The 18,495-nt window shown below is 34.8% G+C and carries 19 protein-coding genes; 13 read left to right on the forward strand and 6 right to left on the reverse strand.

The window, feature by feature from the left end; translation table 11 throughout:
- The first annotated feature begins 369 nt into the window (after nt 1-369).
- Entirely contained in the window at nt 370-1,167 is a 798-nt protein-coding gene (locus A5819_RS11200; protein ID WP_086353057.1) for a hypothetical protein, read from the forward strand.
- 821 nt (nt 1,168-1,988) lie between these two features.
- On the forward strand, nt 1,989-2,897 hold the full coding sequence (locus A5819_RS11205) for a bifunctional helix-turn-helix transcriptional regulator/GNAT family N-acetyltransferase (protein ID WP_086353058.1): 909 nt from the start codon (nt 1,989-1,991) through the stop codon (nt 2,895-2,897).
- A gap of 352 nt (nt 2,898-3,249) precedes the next feature.
- Here the strand turns inward: A5819_RS11205 and A5819_RS11210 are convergent, their stop codons facing one another.
- From A5819_RS11210 to A5819_RS11230, 5 genes are all read right to left on the reverse strand, one after another.
- Nucleotides 3,250-5,586, reverse strand: coding sequence for a glycoside hydrolase (locus A5819_RS11210; protein WP_086278870.1), 2,337 nt, complete (start codon nt 5,584-5,586; stop codon nt 3,250-3,252).
- A gap of 500 nt (nt 5,587-6,086) precedes the next feature.
- A complete protein-coding gene (locus tag A5819_RS11215; protein ID WP_086278871.1) occupies nt 6,087-7,493 on the reverse strand; it encodes a cell wall metabolism sensor histidine kinase WalK in 1,407 nt (468 codons plus the stop codon).
- Nucleotides 7,477-8,121 (reverse strand): response regulator transcription factor, encoded by a 645-nt coding sequence (locus tag A5819_RS11220; protein ID WP_086278872.1) that lies wholly within the window; start codon nt 8,119-8,121, stop codon nt 7,477-7,479. The genes A5819_RS11215 and A5819_RS11220 overlap by 17 nt, the downstream gene beginning before the upstream one ends.
- Nucleotides 8,122-8,136: 15 nt before the next feature.
- Nucleotides 8,137-8,763, reverse strand: a complete 627-nt coding sequence (locus A5819_RS11225; RefSeq protein ID WP_086278873.1) for an FtsX-like permease family protein — start codon at nt 8,761-8,763, stop codon at nt 8,137-8,139.
- 66 nt (nt 8,764-8,829) lie between these two features.
- Nucleotides 8,830-9,399 carry a glycoside hydrolase family 73 protein gene (locus tag A5819_RS11230; protein WP_086278874.1) on the reverse strand — a complete coding sequence of 190 codons (570 nt, stop codon included), beginning with the start codon at nt 9,397-9,399 and terminating at the stop codon, nt 8,830-8,832.
- Between the two features lie 238 nt (nt 9,400-9,637).
- On the opposite strand from A5819_RS11230, the gene A5819_RS11235 reads away from it, so the two are divergent.
- Genes A5819_RS11235 through A5819_RS11250 form a run of 4 tightly spaced genes read left to right on the forward strand, consistent with a single transcriptional unit; the run spans nt 9,638 to nt 12,153 of the window.
- On the forward strand, nt 9,638-9,952 hold the full coding sequence (locus tag A5819_RS11235) for a rhodanese-like domain-containing protein (RefSeq protein ID WP_086278875.1): 315 nt from the start codon (nt 9,638-9,640) through the stop codon (nt 9,950-9,952).
- A complete protein-coding gene (locus tag A5819_RS11240) occupies nt 9,952-11,604 on the forward strand; it encodes an FAD-dependent oxidoreductase (protein WP_086278876.1) in 1,653 nt (550 codons plus the stop codon). Before A5819_RS11235 ends, A5819_RS11240 begins: the two co-directional genes overlap by 1 nt.
- Nucleotides 11,604-11,909, forward strand: coding sequence for a rhodanese-like domain-containing protein (locus tag A5819_RS11245; RefSeq protein ID WP_086278877.1), 306 nt, complete (start codon nt 11,604-11,606; stop codon nt 11,907-11,909). The genes A5819_RS11240 and A5819_RS11245 overlap by 1 nt, the downstream gene beginning before the upstream one ends.
- On the forward strand, nt 11,899-12,153 hold the full coding sequence (locus A5819_RS11250) for a metal-sensitive transcriptional regulator (RefSeq protein ID WP_086278878.1): 255 nt from the start codon (nt 11,899-11,901) through the stop codon (nt 12,151-12,153). Before A5819_RS11245 ends, A5819_RS11250 begins: the two co-directional genes overlap by 11 nt.
- A gap of 42 nt (nt 12,154-12,195) precedes the next feature.
- On the opposite strand, the gene A5819_RS11255 is transcribed toward A5819_RS11250, so the two are convergent.
- Nucleotides 12,196-12,828, reverse strand: coding sequence for a Crp/Fnr family transcriptional regulator (locus A5819_RS11255; RefSeq protein ID WP_086278879.1), 633 nt, complete (start codon nt 12,826-12,828; stop codon nt 12,196-12,198).
- A gap of 208 nt (nt 12,829-13,036) precedes the next feature.
- On the opposite strand from A5819_RS11255, the gene A5819_RS11260 reads away from it, so the two are divergent.
- The 7 genes from A5819_RS11260 (at nt 13,037) to A5819_RS11285 (ending at nt 18,450) form a co-directional block, all read left to right on the forward strand.
- Entirely contained in the window at nt 13,037-13,327 is a 291-nt protein-coding gene (locus A5819_RS11260; protein ID WP_254907259.1) for a GntR family transcriptional regulator, read from the forward strand.
- A gap of 67 nt (nt 13,328-13,394) precedes the next feature.
- On the forward strand, nt 13,395-13,745 hold the full coding sequence (locus tag A5819_RS19820; protein WP_254907260.1) for an ATP-binding cassette domain-containing protein: 351 nt from the start codon (nt 13,395-13,397) through the stop codon (nt 13,743-13,745).
- Nucleotides 13,746-13,925: 180 nt separating this feature from the next.
- Nucleotides 13,926-14,099: a hypothetical protein gene (locus A5819_RS19825; protein WP_254907261.1), complete on the forward strand. Its 174-nt coding sequence runs from the start codon at nt 13,926-13,928 to the stop codon at nt 14,097-14,099.
- Between the two features lie 105 nt (nt 14,100-14,204).
- The gene (locus A5819_RS11270; RefSeq protein WP_254907262.1) at nt 14,205-14,726 is read left to right on the forward strand and encodes a hypothetical protein; all 522 of its coding nucleotides are present in this window, start codon (nt 14,205-14,207) and stop codon (nt 14,724-14,726) included.
- A 10-nt stretch (nt 14,727-14,736) separates the two neighbouring features.
- Nucleotides 14,737-16,746, forward strand: coding sequence for an ATP-binding cassette domain-containing protein (locus tag A5819_RS11275; protein WP_086278880.1), 2,010 nt, complete (start codon nt 14,737-14,739; stop codon nt 16,744-16,746).
- Between the two features lie 22 nt (nt 16,747-16,768).
- Nucleotides 16,769-17,299 carry a hypothetical protein gene (locus A5819_RS11280; protein ID WP_086278881.1) on the forward strand — a complete coding sequence of 177 codons (531 nt, stop codon included), beginning with the start codon at nt 16,769-16,771 and terminating at the stop codon, nt 17,297-17,299.
- 146 nt (nt 17,300-17,445) lie between these two features.
- Nucleotides 17,446-18,450: an IS30 family transposase gene (locus A5819_RS11285; RefSeq protein ID WP_086278882.1), complete on the forward strand. Its 1,005-nt coding sequence runs from the start codon at nt 17,446-17,448 to the stop codon at nt 18,448-18,450.
- The last annotated feature ends 45 nt before the right edge of the window (nt 18,451-18,495 follow it).

An 18,495-nucleotide genomic window follows, 5' to 3' on the forward strand; every position in this document is an offset into this window, starting at 1 on the left:
GGTGTAACATTACAGGAGATAAAAAAATGATTGATATTAGCAATGAATTAATAAAATAGTATTGAACGAAGGAAAATTTAAGAGTACTAAAATGATGGATAGCTCCCTACATGAGATTTTAAGTAAATCAAAAGAATAATTTAAAATTGAATATGTATGATGTAATTAATTGATCAAGAATAAGCTAGTAATGCATTTGCTATTAAAAATAAAATCGTCATTATTTTTTGTTGAAAAAATATTAATATTTGATAGAATTAATATATTAATGAATTATATTCGAAAACAATGAGCTAAATAGAATGATTTTAACATTATTAAGGAATTTTTTTGATTTTGAATAGTTAAAATATTAAGGGGGAGTAGTGTATGTATTTTAATAAAAAAAGAAAATTTTTTTTCGTATTATGGACTTTGCTAATTGGTTTGGTTATTTCAGGCTGTTCTACATCAAATCAAGAGAACAAAACTGTAACATCTGAAACTACAATATCTGAGTCAGTAAAAAAAGAGGTAAAAAAGATTAATGAAAAAGCAGATGAAATTTTATCTGAAAAGGATAATGATAAAAAATTATCTGATTTGAAAGTTTTTATAGAAGAAGTAAAAGACTATTCAAAAGTTGACAAAAAAGAAAAAGATGTGACAAAAGCATATAATGATTCGAAAAATAAAATCATCAGCGAATTAAAAAAGGAAGACAAGAAAAATTTAGAAACTATTAAAGTGGAAGCTTTAAAAACCGAAAAAAGCGAATTATTAAGCACGAAAGTTGGTAATCTGGAAGAGCTTAGAGATTGGATGAACAAAGAAAATGGAATCATTTATAGTGAAAATGAAACAAAAGAATTAATAAGGGAAATAGATAGACTTATTGAAGCATATAAAGACCAATTAAAAAAAATAAGTATAGCCGAGAAAGCAGCGGCGGAACAAGCAGCAGCCGAGAAAGCGGCAGCGGAACAAGCAGCAGCCGAGAAAGCAGGGGCGGAACAAGCAGCAGCTGAGAAAGCAGCGGTGGAACAAGCGGCAGCCGAGAAAGCGGTAGCGGAACAAGCAAATAGTAACAGTACAGGTTATACGAAAGATTATAGAGGGCGTTGGCATAGGCCTAATGGACAATATGCTTCTAAAACCGAGATAGCAGCTGCTGGTTTATCGTGGTGATTGAAAAATTACTAAATGTATCAAACATTACTATTTTGAGGGACTAGCGCTAATATTAGTGAAAGTAAATAAAAAATCCGACTTTATTATGGGTAAGGTTGGCTTTTTTATTACTTATATAATCTACTATAAAATCAGCTTTTTTGATTCTTATTACTGGAAAAGTCATCAACCATTTTTACTTTATTATCTTTATTAGTGATTTTGTTTTTGTAATAATAGTTTAACAGAATAGTATCAAAATCTAATCCATTTATACACGTATAAAAATAACTTATTAAAACAAAAAATTTATGCTTCATCAATAAACCTAAAGTTATTATTTTTTCCAAAATAGCAACTGTAATCCTTTCCTTTTGAATTTTTAATAAATTTACTAAAACGTTAGAAAATTGAAATTTCTATGCGCACTTAAAGTCCTTCAATCATCCATGTAACTATTTTTCATAGTCGCAGATAAAAAGGCATAAATACTCTACTTTATAAAGTTATTAATGCTATGGATGCTCTCAAAATATCAAAACTATCATCATTTGTGAAAGTAATGGTTTCCTTGACATAGAAAAGTGTTCTCATTTATTTTAGTTGACAAAGTAAACTTTATATTATAAAGTTTACTTTGTCAACTAGTTTTTGGGAGATTTGCATATTTTCGAATTATAAATAATCAAGGTTGTTAAAATGAAGTTTATGCCAAGTTATTGACCAAAAAATATACAAATCTTCTTAGATCATAAGTTAAGATGGGGTCGAACTAACGTTAATTTAGCTTTAAAATTTTAACATGTTATGATGAATAGAATATGAGGGAGTGAAGCATAATGGATATTAAAGAATTCATTGGAAATTTTCGTGGATTTAATAGATATTATTCTAATTTATTAAGTAAATTTGATAAAAATTTATACGATAAATTATTGAATTTAGTTGAATCTAGAGTAGTTACGGAGATATTCAATAATGTAACAATTACGGCAAGAGAAATTAGTGATAATTTAAATATTAATAAGAGCCAACTGAGTAGAATCATTGCTCAACTAGAGAAAAAGGGGATAATTGAAAGAAAATCTATTGCTGGTGATAAAAGATCATATACAATTTTTCTAACAGCTGAAGGTAAAAAAATACACCAAGAACAAGTTGAAAATATACGTAAAGGTTTATATGAAGAACTGTCTGGTTATAATAAAAAAGAATTATTTTTGCTAAATTTAGCTATGAATATCTTTAGAAATACCTATGAAAGAAATCATAAGATTATGATTTATGAAGGTAAAACAAAAGATCTAGGTTTTATTAGCGATCTACATTGTCGCATATACACAGAAATGAAGTACAAAGACTCATTCCAAAAGTATGTTTTTTTATCTATTGCAAATTCTATTGATAGTATTAAACAAAGCAATATATGGATAGCAGAAGTTGATGGTATCAGAGTAGGAACTATTGCGATAGTGGAGACAAATAAAGGCTGGTGGCAAGTTAGATGGTTTGCAGTTGATTCAAAGTATCAAGGGCTAGGAATTGGTAAAAAATTAGTTGAAAAAGTAATGAAATATATTGAAAAAAGAAATATCTCTAAAATTTTTTTATGGACAGTAAAAGATTTAAGTGCTGCTCGTAGTTTATATGGGAAAAATGGTTTTTTATTGAAAGAAAGTGTAACGAATGAGGAGTGGAAAGATACCATAGTTGTTGAAGAAAAATGGGTTCTTGATAGAACCAAATAATAATTTGTATATGCAATCGGAAAAATACTAGAAAATAGTGTAGCTATAGAGACTATATATAGAGAGCTTTATGCTAATCCTGATGACTATAAAATTCTAGTAAAACCGATCTAAAGCTTATTACTAGTCCTGAGAATGGGAATCTGTGGCGTACAATGAAGCAAGAAAGAGATAGAAAATATTATTTAACTAAATATCGAAAAGATAAATTACTAAAGTAATAAAGTAATTAAGAGAAGTTTTGAAAACTGAAATTCACTTCATATGTAAAACAAGACTGAAAATCAATCTAACGATTTTCAGTCTGCTTTTTGTAGATTCAAACATATTTTATAAGCTCTTCCTTAATTTATTATCCTTCCGTTTTTATAACCGTTTCTTTCCCATCATTAATAATCAAAGCAGTCTTTCCGGCAACTTTTAACCCATCCGCTTCGTAATCTTGATCTGAGAAATTAGCAATGACAGACAAATTTTCGCCAAACTCCGTTTTTTGAATCAAGCGATCCCCTGTCAGTACCTTAAAATCGGTCATTTCATGTTGTAAAGCCGCTTTTTGGAAAGGTGCCCAAATTTTCGCATTATCAGAAATATCTTGCTTGTGTTCTTCCCAAGCCGCTTTGTCAAGGTGCATCATTGGCGGTGTATTGTATAAATATTCTCTCATACGACGCTCGCCAACTTGGCTTTTGATTTTATAACTATCCCATTCCCATTGATGTGAAGTGATCACAGAACGGTTATAAACAAGTTTATAAAGTGGGAGGGAATAAACTGGATCAGTATAGATGGCTTTATATTCTTCTTTGATCGGGACAACTTTTTTATATTTTGAAGGAATCCCGCCATCTAGTGTAGCGTAACTTCCTACATAATATTCACTTTCTTTATTTTCTCGCATATCAGGATCTGACCACATGATCACAGGAGTTTCAATCCCGTGTGCAAAGACCATTTCTTTTGAAGCAAAATCATTACCGCCTTCAGAACCCACAACAAGACCATTTTGATCGAAATAAGTCATGCGTTTTAAGCGACCAGCAACATCTTCGGTTTGCGTAGTTAGGTGATCAGGGCTGTAGTCATTATAAATTTCACCAGCTGCATCTGTGTCTAAGAACCAAGAATTAAATGGAATTCCATTTTCAGTGATGCCTTTAAACCGTTCTTCTACATCAGGAGAGATCAGTGTTGGGTTTAATTTACGACCTTTCCCTAAGAAACCAGCCACTTTTTCGCCGTTTTTCTTTGTTACTGTGGCATGTTCATAGAGATCTTGGTTAGGAAATGAGGCTGTGTTCCAATCGATACTAGCATTTTCTTGGATAGATTGATAAGAATCATATGGTCCGATCAGATAACCTTCATCAGCTGCTGTTTTGACCATTGTTGGATTCATCAAACCAGTGGCCCAATTAGGTAGGCCAATCCACGCATTTTCTACGCCAGCCTTTTTCATATCTTTAAAGACGTCGGATGACGTTGCTTGACCCCATTGTTCTAATGGAGGTGTCAAATCATCTAAGACACCTGCTAAAAGATGTTTATTTAATGTGTACCGTTCTTCTTCACTCAATTTATCGATTCCTTTATCCAGAAGTTTTTTTGCGTCAGCATCCGGATTTTTGAAAATTTCTTTATTATAGAACTGAGGATAAAGTAAAACATAATTAAGTGAAGTCAAAAACGTATTTTTTTCATATTTATAACCTTCATTGTGTTTAAATGCGTCTAAAGCTTTAAGATACTCCTCGGAACCATCTTCGCCATATTGACCTAGGAGTTCCCCAATCCATTGGAAAATCGGTTCGTCAATTTTCTGAGGTAATTTGTTCCATTTGATATCTTCTGTGTTTAAAATACGACTATTCCAGTAGTAAACTTGAATAGCGCCACGCATTTTTTTGATTTGAGGATTTTCTTTTTCTTTCTCGTCTAGGGGTTTGAATTCGCCTAAATTAATTCGATCCATTTGATACGTTTTAGCGATCGCAACAGGATCATTGTCGGTTACATAAAGTCGATAATTCAAGGTTTTATTTTTGTCAAAACCAATAAAATGGTGATTCGCAGTCAACCAAAGATGGGGTTCGGTAGATGTTAACATATCACTATTAAACGTGTTATCCATTACAAAAGTTGTCGCAAAGGTCTCTTGATTGGTGGTGAAAAAACTCATAGAAAAAGCTTCACTCATTGACAATTCTTCATTTTGCTTAAAGTAAGCTAACCAATCTTGTTGGTTGTTAGGAATGGTTTTACCTTCTGCAATTGGTAATACATAGTTTTTAGCATCTAATTTTGGCCAAGAGAAAGAATTATCTTCATCAGATAAACTTGTCAGTGACACTGCCAAATGGTTCTTTTCTTTTTTTAATTTGACTTTGATCTGTTCAGTCGGATAAGTCCAACTGATTTCGTCTTTACTCTTTTTTAAATCAGTGACTTCTTTTGCTTCCTGCGGTTTTGATACCTCTGCTTTTTCACCATTTTCAGTAATTGAGACAGTGAAAGTGGCAGGATCAACATCAAATGCAAAATCAGTTTTTGCATAAGTCTGGTTCTTTTCGATTTCTTTGTTGCTAATCAATTCTTCTGATTTGCTTGTTGCGCTTGTTTTGTTGAAATTACAAGCAGATAAAGAGAGTGTAATGGCAACTAAGCTGAGATAGATCGTAAATTTTTTCATAGGTTCCTCCTAAATTTAAAAGCTGAATGAGCTCGTTTAGCACCGACTGAAAAATAGAAAAACATGACTGAGGCGTTTTTTGCCTCATTCAGGTTTTATCTTTTTTCCGAGGTGCTAGCTCATGAAGCTAGATAACAATAAAAGCGGAGCGGGCTCGTTCAGGCTCGTAGAAAAATAGGAAAATATGTTTGTGACGTTTTTTGTCACAGGTATATTTTATCTTTTTTCCTAGAGACTAGCTCGCGTAGCTAGATAATGCACGGTAACAACGTTTCGTTTCGCTACACCTTGTATTTTTCAACATCTTAATAACTGATGGAAGCAACGTTCCTTTCAGTCACCTTGTACCATTCAACCTCAACTCAGTTCTTCGTTGTGTTTCTTGGCATGTTTCAAAGCAAAAGTAAAGCTTCATCCAACGTCCTGACACTTCTCAATCCTATCAACTCAATGTTACAGAAAAATGCCAAAACCACACATAAAAAAACAAGCGAAATTATTTACGCTTGTTTACCAGGTTTATAAAAATGTAAAACAAAAATCAATGTTTGGTGAACCAATCTTGCTTCAATCGTAAAACCATGTTCATTCATGATCGATTGAACAATGGATAAACCGAGGCCTGTTCCTGATAGGTTTTTATTGCGTGATTTCTCATGAACATAAAAGGCTTCCCATAATTTAGTTACATCAAAATTCGAAGTTAAAGAAGTTTGATTGCTGATTGAAAACTCAATAAAATCATCAGTTTCCCGCCAGCTTGCTTGAATTTCTTGATCCGTTGTATATTTAAGGCTGTTCGTCAATAAGTTTTCAAACACACGCTTGATCAAAATCGGATCGGCTTCGATCAAGGATAAGGGGCTATCAGTATCAGCTTCTAACAACATAATATTTTCCTCAGCTATGGTTGGACTAAGCGAGGTTACGGTTTGTCGCCAAGCATCTGACAGCTGTATAGGGACTCTGTTAATTGGCTGTTGCTGTTCTAATTTTGCGTAGTCTAACATTTGATCAACGATCTCATTCAGACGTTCAGTCTGTTGCAAGATTACATCTAAATAGGTTCCATCATCTAAATCATCTTCGATACCTGATCCATATGCTTTGATCAACGCAATCGGTGTTTTTAACTCATGTGTCAAATCGGCTGTAAATTGTTTGAGCTGTTCATTTTTAGCAAGTAAATTTTTTTGATAAGTGGCTAAAGCATAACTCATTTTATTGATACTTTGAGCTAATTCACCAATTTCATTTGCTGGGATGTCTTCAGTTGTAACGAAAGTCAGAGCAGTGATCTCTTCGGCTACTTTTTTTAAGTTTACCAATGGATCGGTTATTTTGCGGACAGTGATATAAATTAAGCTAATGATCAGAATCAAGGTTAAGCTTAAAGAAATAAAATTGAACGTATTGATCAAGCTGGCTGTTTCCGAAAAATTCACAGTGGAAACACCGACTAAATAAAAGGTTTGGTCAATGACTTGCATTTCAACTAAGAAACTGGATTTTTGTTTGCCTTGATCGAAATTACGCTGAATCGGCTGCGGGCTATTTTCTAGCTGATCTAACGTTTCCTGAGTGATCCAAAAGCGATTAAGCGCAACTTTTTTTCGATTTAATTCAATATTGAGTGATTCATTGAAATCATCTAGTGAACTCTGTTCTAAGCTTCGGCTAAGGATCGTAACTTGATTATTGTTTTCTAATTCAGCTAGTTGTTGCTCTGAATGAGCATTTTTCTGGATATCAGTCATGACGGAAGAAACTTTAGCTTCCATTTTGGAAAAATAGTAATGGGGAACGATCAGACTGTTTAAAATGAACATGATGATAAAACTACCAACAATGATCGATGAAAAAGTTAATGTTAGAGTCGTGCTGATTTTTCTAGTTTTCTTTTTCAATGAGATAGCCCACTCCTCTTTTAGTGGTGATGATCTCATCGCCGATTTTTTCACGAAGTCTTCTAATATGAGTATCTACAGTTCGTGCCACGCCATCATAATCCATGCCCCAAACACCGACTAAAAGCTGTTCTCTAGTTAGAATATGTCCGCGATTTTTGACTAACATCATCAACAAATCAAATTCTTTTTTTGTTAAATCCAATGCTTGTTCCTCTTTCCAAACTTTTAAATTAGCTGGATCGATCAACAACTCTTTTACATAAAATGAATGGGTCAAGCCTAGTAACTTTTTGACACGCAATAATAGCACTTGGGGATGAAAGGGCTTTGTAATGAATTCATCTGCACCACTGGATAAAGAAAGAAACTCATCTTCACCCGTCGTTTTAGCTGTTAGCATCAGGACTTTTAGAGAACTTTCCGCTTTGATCGTTTTGATGACAGCAATACCATCGATCTTTGGCATCATCCAATCAACAATGGCTAAATCTAATTTTTCTTGGTAAAAAATATCTAAGGCAGCTTCACCATCTAGCGCAGTAAAAACTGTAAAGCCAGCCTTTTTTAGATAAGCAATGACTATTTGAACCATTTCGGGACTATCATCGGCAACTAAAATATTCATACGTAAGGACTCCTTTTAAAGATCCGTTATTTTGTGTTTTAGAAAAAGAAACTGACAAACAATTAAAAGAGCAAAAAAGCTGATCAAGGGTAAATCTACAAAAATCAGGAAATAACTTGATGGATGTAAACGATCTGCGAGCGAAAAAGTTGAAAAATGTAGAAATGAACGATAAAGAATTTCAGCTGTAAGCAGTCCTAAGAGACAGCTCGGAACAATAAGCAATAAGGAGTCACAAAACGGCTCACTTGTTACTTGAAAAGCTGAACTACCCAATATTTTTTTAATAATGAACTCTTTTTTATCCAGTATCAATCTTCTATGGAAATGAATAAAGAGATAAAAAATGCCGAATAATAATAAACCAATACTGAAAATAAATAGGGTAGTGGTTAAACTATGTAATAAAGTCAGTAAACTATCGTTAGTATTTGACTGGGTGAAAAAATCAAAAGCTTCAGCTTCTCGCGCCGTATTTTCTTTCTCTACTTTGGCTAACTGGGTCACATTTATCCAACCGTGAAATAAGGAAGTCAAAAGAATGACATAAAGGAACGCAACAATACATTTAAAAACAGCAGCCCCTTTGTTTCGCAAGAGGATGGTGCAACTATCTTTTAACACATAATAAGCTTTATCCATACCAACAATACTCCTAATCACAAGGCTAACAAGGTTACTTGAGAACAGCTACAAGCCATCCCTTGGTTATTTATCATAACGATCCAATTTAAATTCAGCAATCAATTCAATCAATTTATTAGCATATTCGGGATCTGTCGCATAGCCACCATTTTGTAAAGCAACGGCTGCTTCACGATAATTTTTACTTGTTTTAATGGCATCATAGGTGCCACCTTTTAAAAACTCAACGTGGTCTGCCATGGATTCTTGGACTGTTTCATATTTTTTAAATGAATCATCAATGGTGATTCGTTCTCCATCAATAAACTCATCTGTAGGCATAATGCTCGATTGTTCATTAAAAGCGCCCTTGATCCCAAATAAATTTTTTGCTTCTACCGCTAAATCACTCCGGCCCCAATCTGATTCTAAGATCGCTTGGGCAATCGTGATACTGGCGAATAGATGGGTTTGCTTTTGTAAAAGTTTGGCTTCAGGTGCTATTTCATCAATAAAAATCTGCTGATAAGCAGTGGCTTCATCTTGGATTGGTTGTTCTTCTCGATTAAAAAGAAGAAAAATACTAGCAAATGAAAGAAGTAGAATCAATAGTAATGGTAAAATATTTTGCTTTTTTAGAATTCCTTGATTCATAGAATAACCTCTTTTCTATATGTGTTATCTCTAGTATAGAGGTTGAATGTTACAAAAATATGCCAAATAAGTTAATAATTGTTGGACTTTCTTAAGAAATGATTCAGTTTGATTAAGAATAGATACAGTGAATTTTTTAGTTACATTTAAAACAGAAAGCAACCCTCTTTACAAGTAAGTAAAAATCATTTATGATTACTTTTTAAAAATACCCTTTAGGGTATAAATGGAGGAGTATATGTTTTCATTTTTCAAAGGAAATGCCACAAGTACAACCGAACTTCAACAAAAACTAGCTTCAAAACCAGAAATCCTTGATGTTCGAGAAAAAACAGAATTTGCTGCAGGTCATATTCCAGGTGCAAAAAATAATCCATTAGGGAAAATCGCATCATACAAAGCAAAAGAAAATCAACCTGTATACGTCATTTGTCAATCAGGTATGAGAAGTCGACAAGCAGTTAAAAAATTAAAAGCTAAAGGCATCGATGCAATCAACGTCAAATGCGGGATGAGTGCTTGGCGTGGAGAAACCAGAGGAGGAAAGTTATAATGCGTGTAGTGATTGTAGGTGGAGTTGCTGGCGGAATGTCAACTGCAACTAGATTAAGAAGATTATCCGAAGAAATCGAAATCATTGTTTTAGAAAAAGGACCATATGTTTCTTTTGCAAATTGTGGTTTGCCTTATTATGTTTCAGGCGAAATCAGTGACCGTTCAGAATTGATTTTACAAACGCCTGAACAACTAAAAAAACGTTTTAATATCGATGTCTATCCAGAAACGGAAGCCATCAGTATCGATCGGAAAAATAAAACAATCGTAACAAACTCAAAAGGAAAAGAAGAACAAATCACTTATGATAAACTGATTCTTTCTCCAGGAGCGGAACCTGTCATTCCACCAATTGAAGGATTAGCTGATGCAACAAATGTCTATACATTAAGAAATGTACCTGATGTTGATAAAATCGTCACAACGGTAAAGCAGGAACGGCCTAAACAAGCGGTTGTGATCGGAGCAGGTTTTATTGGATTGGAAATGGCAGAAAACTTAAGTCACTTAGGAATTGAAGTGACTCTTGTTGAAGCCGCACCACAAATTTTACCGCCTTTAGATGAAGAAATGGCGGCCTTTGTTGAAAAAGAATTGAAACAAAAAGGCATTACGGTCTACACAGGAGCTGCCGCAACGGCTTTTAAAGAGTCTGGTGAAAAAATCGAATTAAGTTCAGGTAAAACCATTACAAGTGACTTTACCGTCCTATCTATTGGTGTTAAACCATCTAGTGATTTAGCGGTTAAAGCAGGTTTAGCAACTGGTTTGCGAGGTGGAATTCTGGTGGATCAAACTTATCAAACCAATGATCCTGCTATTTATGCTGTAGGTGATGCAATTGTGGTCAAACAACAAATCACAGATGAAGACGCCTTGATTTCACTTGCTTCACCAGCTAATCGTCAAGGACGCCAAGTTGCAGACGTAATTGCTGGAGTAGCTCGCAAAAATCAGGGTAGCATCGGAACTGCAATTGTCCGAGTATTTGATCTTGCAGCAGCCAGTACAGGTTTAAGCGAACGCCAATTACGAAATAGCCAGCTAGAATATGAGGCTGTTCATACAACATCAAAAAGCCATGCGGGGTATTTTCCTGGTAATCATCCAATCGTGATGAAACTATTATTCCACCCTGTAACAGGTAAAATCTATGGTGCTCAAGCAGTCGGTCAAGATGGTGTCGATAAACGTATCGATATTATTGCGACAGCGATAAAGGCGGGACTAACCGTGATGGATCTACCAGAATTAGAATTTACGTATGCACCGCCTTTTGGTTCTGCAAAAGATCCTGTAAATATGATTGGTTATGCTGCAGCCAATATTATCGAAGGTTTTTCTGAGAATATTCAATACTATGAATTAAAAGAAGCAATCCAAAATGGCGCATTATTCCTTGATGTGAGAAATCCTGGTGAGCTAAAAACTAATGGCTCCCTGCCATATGCTGTAAATATTCCACTAGATGAGTTAAGAGATCGTTTAGCTGCGCTACCAAAGGACCAAGAGATCATTGTCAGCTGTCAAAGCGGTCAACGCAGCTATTTGGCAGAACGAATTCTGAAAAATAATGGCTTTAACGTTAAAAATTTAGATGGTGCATTCCAAATATATAGTACAATTTACCCTCAGGAGGTTATAAAATAATGTATAAATCAATGATGATCGATGAATTTGAACAACTAGAAAAAAGAAATGAATTGGCAATTGTCGATGTGCGTGAAGAGGATGAATATGTTTCAGGACATATCAAAGGCGCAAAAAACATGCCATTAAGCCAGTTACAAGAGACAGCTACTTCGTTAGATAAGACCAAATCTTACTATATTATTTGTCATTCTGGCGGACGCTCACAAATGGCTAGTGAATATTTTGCCTCTTTAGGGTATGATGTTACTAATGTGATGGGCGGCATGTCTGCCTGGAGAGGAGACGTTGTGAATGGCTTGTGATCCTAAACTAGGAAATCGGCTAAAACGATCTGAAGGACAAATTCGTGGTATTTTAAAAATGATGGATGAAGGCAAAGAATGTCGCGAAGTTGTTACTCAGTTAATGGCAGTCCGTTCTAGTATCGATAAAGTCATTGGTCTTGTCGTGACTGAGAATCTGAAACAGTGTATGGAAGATGAAAACATCGACTTAGCTAGTGATGATCTAGCGAAAGCGTTGGAAATGATTGTAAAAACGAGATAAACTAAGAAAGTGGCAATCAACATTACGTTGATTGCCACTTTCTTAGTTTATGGTGATAGGGACCTTCTTTCTTAAAAGCCATCCAGCTCTTTCTAACTCACCTAAAGAAACAGAAACTCTAGATTGAGAGGTACGGCAGAATTTTGAAAGAATCTCCTGCGTAATAAATGTTGGCAGCTCCAAATGTTCAGCAGCCGTTAAAAGACCAATATGATCGCTTAAATAATGCAAAGCGTGTTTGATCCGTTCAGTGGTTGGTAAATGAAGAAAATTGAAATAACCGTAATGTCGCTGGAAAATATCAGCAAAATTAGTCAGTAATAATTCATAATAATCTGGTTCTTTATTTAGTAAGCGCAGCAGTATTTCTTTGGATATAGCAAAAATCGTTGCCTGCTCACTAATGACTCGAATACTGTGCTCTTTTTGTTTAAAGGTAGAGAAGCTGTCTAACCCGAAAAAATCATTTTGAAAAATGAAAGAAGAAATATAGCGTTTGCCTTCATTTAGAATTTCAACGGAGATAACACCTTCAACAACATAATAAAAAGTGGATGATTTTTCATATTCATCAATGATCAAACGGTCTTTCTCATATGTTTTTTCAGTCCATTTAGTGAGCGGGTCTTGTTTTAAGTAGTCAACTAAAGCTGAATTGTTTTTATATAATTCGATTTTTGGCCTCTCCTCGTATTTATAATTTCAAGTACAAAAAGTATAACATAAACGGGTTATTTTTTGAGTCAAAATCTAAATAAATGGAACAAGCAGCAATTTATATCATTGATATGAATTGTTTTTTTTATTTCCTCTAAAATAAGTTTTATCAGCTGAGTGTGTGACATGAGCATTACAGTGAGTAACTAGAGAAGGGAGGATGCATGTGAATTATGACGGGAACAGACCCATCTACCAGCAAATCATCGAGCAAGTCGAACATTGGATCGCCAGTAATCATTGGCAGCAAAATGAAAAAGTTCCATCTGTTAGACAACTAGCCGAAGATCTAGAAGTAAACCCAACCACCATCCAAAGAGCTTACAGTTTACTAGAACAAGAAGAAATTTTAGTTAGTCAGAGAGGAATTGGTAAGTTAGTGACAGATAAAACCGAAAAAATCAGCGATTTACGCTTGCGCTTGATCGAAGCCCATTTAACAGCATTTATCACGTAATTACGAAAACTTGAGCTAACACAAAATGAAAAAGAGCATATCATTGAGCAGATTGTGAGGAGTGCAAATGAATAAATTACAAATAAAAAATATTGGTAAGCACTATCGAAAAAGTGTTTTTCAAGACCTGTCTTTTAACTTAAACGAGGGTCAGATTCTCGGAATCCTTGGGAAAAACGGCACAGGGAAAACAACCTTATTGGATTGTATTTCAGGACAAAAGCAAATAAGCAGCGGCATGGTCATGTACAATGACCAACCGCAAAGCAGTCTGGTATTTAAAACAAGTGTTGCTCATGTTTCAACCAAAAATTATTTTGATGAAAGTGAAACGGTACAGCAGATTCTACTGGAATACACGCTTTTATTTCCAGATTTTCAGCTAGCAAAAGCTGTCGAACAATTGGAGTTGTGGTAGATTTCGCCTAAACAAAAATGGCAAGAACTTTCAGAAGGCAGCAAAGTTAAAGTCAAGATTGCTTGTGAATATGCCAAAGCGACAAGCCTTTTGCTATTAGATGAACCATTTGCCTATTTAGATTATTCCTCTCGTATCCAAGTGAAAAAGATGTTGAGAAGAGCCAGTGGTGAAAACAAGATGATCATAGTTTCGACTAATTTTATTGAAGATATGGATACATTGTTTACAGACGTTTTATTTATGAATCCATTTCGCTATTGCGAAGTGATCAATCTAGAAGACTTACGAGAACAAAAAGGAATGTCCCTGAAAGAAATCTATGAGGAGGAAGCCGATGATACATTTATTTAATTTTTACCATGAAAAAAGCAAGAAGTTCTTTTTTAGTAGTTTACTTTTGATTTTAATTAGCTATTTTGCCAAATACGTTTTTCAATGGATCATGCCTGAATCTCAGTGGGAACGTTTGCCGCTGTAGTGCTGACTTGGCGGATCAATCAGCTTGATATTCAGCCAAATCATCAAACCTTAGCAAGTACAGCAACACAGTCGACGTTAGAAAAAATCATTGCGAAGTATTTACTAGCTTATTTTCAAGTACTTGTAATTGGTACTGTTAATTTAGTATTTAATTTTACGACTGTTTCACTAGGAGTGATACAGCTGTTGATTATTGCATTAGAATTGGCCGTTTATCTAGCGAGCATGATCAGTTATGCCATTTTATTTAGAGGCGTGATCGCTAAACTTTGGTTACCAAATGTTTCCAAACCATTTGCTGTTGCAATCGGTTGGGTCATGATCGTTTTAATGAACGATGTGACACGTCATTATTTCCCTCAAAGCATAGATAGCATACTAACGGTTAATAATGGAGAGTTTTATCCAGGCACGTTTATTTTAAATGCATGCTTATCTGCAGCAATTGTATTCGTTTATCTATGGCTAGAAAAAAATCAACTAAAAGACGATCGTTAGGAGGAATAAAATGTATCAACTAAAAAAAATATCGAAAAGTTTTATAATCGATCATAATAAAGAACCGGTTTTACACGAGATCACGACCACCTTTAAAGCTGGCGATTTTGCTTTGATTTTAGGTGCCAGTGGGAGTGGTAAAACGACATTATTGAACATTATCAGTGGACTAGATAGCGATTATGAAGGTGAGATTCTTTATGAGGGGCAAAATTTAAAAAAAGAAAATATGGATGATTTTCATAAAAATGAGATTGGTTTTGTTTTTCAAAGCTTTAATTTAGTTTCGTATCTATCTGTACTTGAAAATGTCAAGAGCGCTCTTTATTTAGATAAAATGTTAAACCCTTCTGAGCAAACAGAACGAGCAGTTCAGCTTTTAACTAAAGTTGGTTTAGCGGAGCATGTCAATAAATACCCTAATCAGCTTTCAGGAGGGCAAAAGCAACGTGTGGCAATCGCCAGAGCACTTGCTAATGATCCAAAAGCAATTATCGCAGATGAACCAACAGGAGCTCTAGATTCAGTCACGGCTTCTGCGATTATTGACTTATTAAAACAATTGAGTAATGAAGGGACGTTAGTGATAACTGTTACTCATGATGAAAGTTTGATGGCTTATGCAACGAAAATTTTAAGAGTCAAAGACGGTCACATTTTAAGCGACGATCGAATCAAGACATCAGATTTCACTAAGACACAGTCGCAGCCAAAAGTTGCCTCTAGAGTTTCGCTTTCTTTAGGTGCTACCTTACAGCTAGTTAGTAAAAATTTTTTTAGTCGGATCTTGAGAAATCTGTTAGTCGCTTTCGGCACTTCGATCGGTATTACGGCAATTTTATTAGCACTGGGAATCGGTAATGGGATTACAGAAGTACTGGGTGATTTTTTTCAAACAGCCTATTCTCCCAATCAAATCACTTCTTATTATCAAGATCCAGAAAGAGGGGGACCGCCGAGACCTTCTGAATTGTTAAAAGGGGAAGAAATAAAAAAATTAAAAGAGCTCTATAAAAATGAAGGAATCACAGAAGTTTATGAGCGTGCCAATTTGGTGGGAATCCGCTTTAAATATGACGATCGATTAATTGAAAACTTAGCACCATCACAAATGGATGAAGCAAATTTAAATAAAGAAAGATATCAGACAAATACAGTGGCAGATGGCTATTTGTTAGCTGGAAATTTTATAAAAGCAGATGAAGCTGGTATTGTTTTACCAGCCTCTGTTGCAAGAGAAATCCTAGGCTTAAAAAGTTCAGAATTAACGCAAGAGAATGTGACACAGCTGATCAACAAGCCTATCAGACTAGTTTACCAAGGGCGAGAACAAGGAAGTGTAAATGGCTCAGTTGAGATCGAGACAGTTGTTAAAGGGATCACCTCACCAGATGAAGAAGGTTTTGTCCAAGGATTTATGGCCTCACCAAAAACCTTTGCGGAAATGATAAAGAGTATTGGGATCGATAAGCCGATCTATACGGTTGATGCTTTTGCAAAAAATCCAGAAGATGCTGAATCATTTATTGAAAAATATAAAGAAGATCCAGAATATGAAAATTATGCCATCACGAATGCATCTTCATTCTTAGATACATTTAAACAATTTACCGATATTATCGTTTATTTATTAGCCTTTATTGCAGGACTTTCATTGATCGTTGCCGGTGTGATGATAGCTGTTGTGTTATATATCGGAGTTGTTGAGAGGACGAAAGAAATCGGCGTACTGCGTTCTATTGGTTATAAAAAAGGCTATATCAAGCGTTTATTCAGGATGGAAGCAATCTACATTATGCTCTTATCAAATGTTATCTCAGTGGCTTTTGCTTATTTGATTCAAATTGTCGCAAACCCTGTCATCGAATCAAGTATCGGTTTTGACCAAGTGATTCAAATCGCACCGCTCAATGCGCTAGCTACGTTAGGGATCACTGGACTTTTAGGTGTCATTTTTGCCCTATATCCGGCAGCTAAAGCAGCAAAATTAGATCCAATAACTGCATTACGATACGAATAAAATCAGGAAAGTAGGAATAAAAATGAAAAAATTATGGGAAAATAAACTAATTAGATATGGCGTGCTCGGAATCCTTGTGATCGTTTTAGGAAGTGCTGGTTTTTTAGGGTATTACCGCTTGACCAGAGTTCAAGGAATTATTTCAAGTTATGAAATCAATGGAGCACTGAAGGATAAACCAAACGTATACAAAGCAATCATTTACACCCAAGATCGAGCGTTTAAAAATGAGGTGATAAATGAAGTGAAAAATAATTTAGCAAATGAAAATATCTATTTGAAAGTTGAACCAGTTGAAGAAATCGGAGAGAATAAGCTAGTGGATTGGGATAAAGTTATCATCTTATCTACTGTACAATCAAGCGACCCTCCCAAACCTGCTTTAGATTATATGAATAAGCATAAAGATGAAAAGAAACTGAGTATTTACTTAACGGCAGATTCAGGTGGGTGGTCAAAAGATCCTGGGTATCTAGATGTGACAACAGCAGCATCAAAATCAGAAAATATTACTGTGTTTAGTAGAAAAATCAAAGAATTTCTATTGAACTAAGAATAAGCCAAAATTTGGAACAAACAAAAAAATTATCGTAATGTTCGCTCTAGAATGTATAATTTAAGTGCAACACTAAAACTTGAAAGTAAAAAATCCTGTTATAATAGTGTTGACGAATTATATCGATTAGGAGGTATTCAGCTATGACTTCATACACACACCTTACGATACGTGAACGGGAAATGATCTTTCTCTATCATGGTTTTGGCTTTACTATTCGTAGAATTGGACGCTTAATCAAAAGAAGCCCTTCGACTGTTATGAGAGAACTTAAAAGGAATACTACAAAGTATAGAGCCTATTCGCCTTCTCTAGCACAAAAATCGTATCATAATAACAAGCAAAAATGCGGAAGAAAGAAAATCTTGGATCACTCGCCTTATAAGGAAGCCATTCGTAAACTACTTTTTGAAGATCAATGGTCTCCAGAACAGATAGCGAATAGAATTAATTTAGAGAGTAATGAATCAGTTGTCAGCTATCCTACTATTTATCGTTCTATTTACAATGGTCTATTTGATGAAGGATTTCCTGAAGGTAGTCCTGGGACACGAAAAATGTTAAGACGAAAAGGAAGAAAATCAGTGAATAAAAGAATTGGTGATCGTCGTGGAAGATTTACTGATGTGAAAACGATTCATGAACATCCGACAAAAGCTGAGACTAGAGAAGAACTTGGCCACTGGGAAGCAGATACTGTCTTGGGACATCGAGGAAAATCATGTCTTGTAACACTAGTTGATCGAAAATCTCGATTTTTGCTAGCGGGAAAAATTCCTAAAAATGATTCAATTTGCGTAAGGGATATGATTGTACAATTGTTATCTCCTCTAAACAAAAAGCAATGCAAAACTATTACGCCAGATAGAGGACCAGAATTTGCAAAGTATAAGTACTTCAGTAGAGTATGCGGTATTGATTGCTACTTTGCAGATCCTTGGTCTCCATGGCAGCGTGGAACGAATGAAAATACAAATGGATTAATGCGAGAATACTTGCCCAAACGTTCGGATATGACACCCGTATCAGAAAAATACATCGAATCTGTTGTTTACAAACTAAATAATCGACCTAGAAAGTGTTTAGGTTGGAAAACACCACATGAAATTTTTTATGATGCGTCGGCAAGAGCAATTCAAATTTGTTGATTATTGTGCTTTTCTATTAACAATTTTTTAAGTAAGAAAAGAAGT

Origin of the sequence: Enterococcus sp. 7E2_DIV0204, assembly GCF_002140855.1 — a bacterium.
GTDB lineage: Bacteria > Bacillota > Bacilli > Lactobacillales > Enterococcaceae > Enterococcus_L > Enterococcus_L lemimoniae.

What these genes read in the sequence shown, in the direction of transcription:
- A5819_RS11235 (WP_086278875.1), top strand. Translation starts at nt 9,638, where the DNA reads ATGTTTTCATTTTTCAAAGGAAATGCCACAAGTACAACCGAACTTCAA.
- A5819_RS11250 (WP_086278878.1), top strand. Translation starts at nt 11,899, where the DNA reads ATGGCTTGTGATCCTAAACTAGGAAATCGGCTAAAACGATCTGAAGGA.
- A5819_RS11205 (WP_086353058.1), top strand. Translation starts at nt 1,989, where the DNA reads ATGGATATTAAAGAATTCATTGGAAATTTTCGTGGATTTAATAGATAT.
- A5819_RS11280 (WP_086278881.1), top strand. Translation starts at nt 16,769, where the DNA reads ATGAAAAAATTATGGGAAAATAAACTAATTAGATATGGCGTGCTCGGA.
- A5819_RS11285 (WP_086278882.1), top strand. Translation starts at nt 17,446, where the DNA reads ATGACTTCATACACACACCTTACGATACGTGAACGGGAAATGATCTTT.
- A5819_RS11225 (WP_086278873.1), bottom strand. Translation starts at nt 8,763, where the DNA reads ATGGATAAAGCTTATTATGTGTTAAAAGATAGTTGCACCATCCTCTTG.
- A5819_RS11275 (WP_086278880.1), top strand. Translation starts at nt 14,737, where the DNA reads ATGTATCAACTAAAAAAAATATCGAAAAGTTTTATAATCGATCATAAT.
- A5819_RS19820 (WP_254907260.1), top strand. Translation starts at nt 13,395, where the DNA reads ATGAATAAATTACAAATAAAAAATATTGGTAAGCACTATCGAAAAAGT.
- A5819_RS11245 (WP_086278877.1), top strand. Translation starts at nt 11,604, where the DNA reads ATGTATAAATCAATGATGATCGATGAATTTGAACAACTAGAAAAAAGA.
- A5819_RS11200 (WP_086353057.1), top strand. Translation starts at nt 370, where the DNA reads ATGTATTTTAATAAAAAAAGAAAATTTTTTTTCGTATTATGGACTTTG.
- A5819_RS19825 (WP_254907261.1), top strand. Translation starts at nt 13,926, where the DNA reads ATGATCATAGTTTCGACTAATTTTATTGAAGATATGGATACATTGTTT.
- A5819_RS11230 (WP_086278874.1), bottom strand. Translation starts at nt 9,399, where the DNA reads ATGAATCAAGGAATTCTAAAAAAGCAAAATATTTTACCATTACTATTG.
- A5819_RS11220 (WP_086278872.1), bottom strand. Translation starts at nt 8,121, where the DNA reads ATGAATATTTTAGTTGCCGATGATAGTCCCGAAATGGTTCAAATAGTC.
- A5819_RS11210 (WP_086278870.1), bottom strand. Translation starts at nt 5,586, where the DNA reads ATGAAAAAATTTACGATCTATCTCAGCTTAGTTGCCATTACACTCTCT.
- A5819_RS11240 (WP_086278876.1), top strand. Translation starts at nt 9,952, where the DNA reads ATGCGTGTAGTGATTGTAGGTGGAGTTGCTGGCGGAATGTCAACTGCA.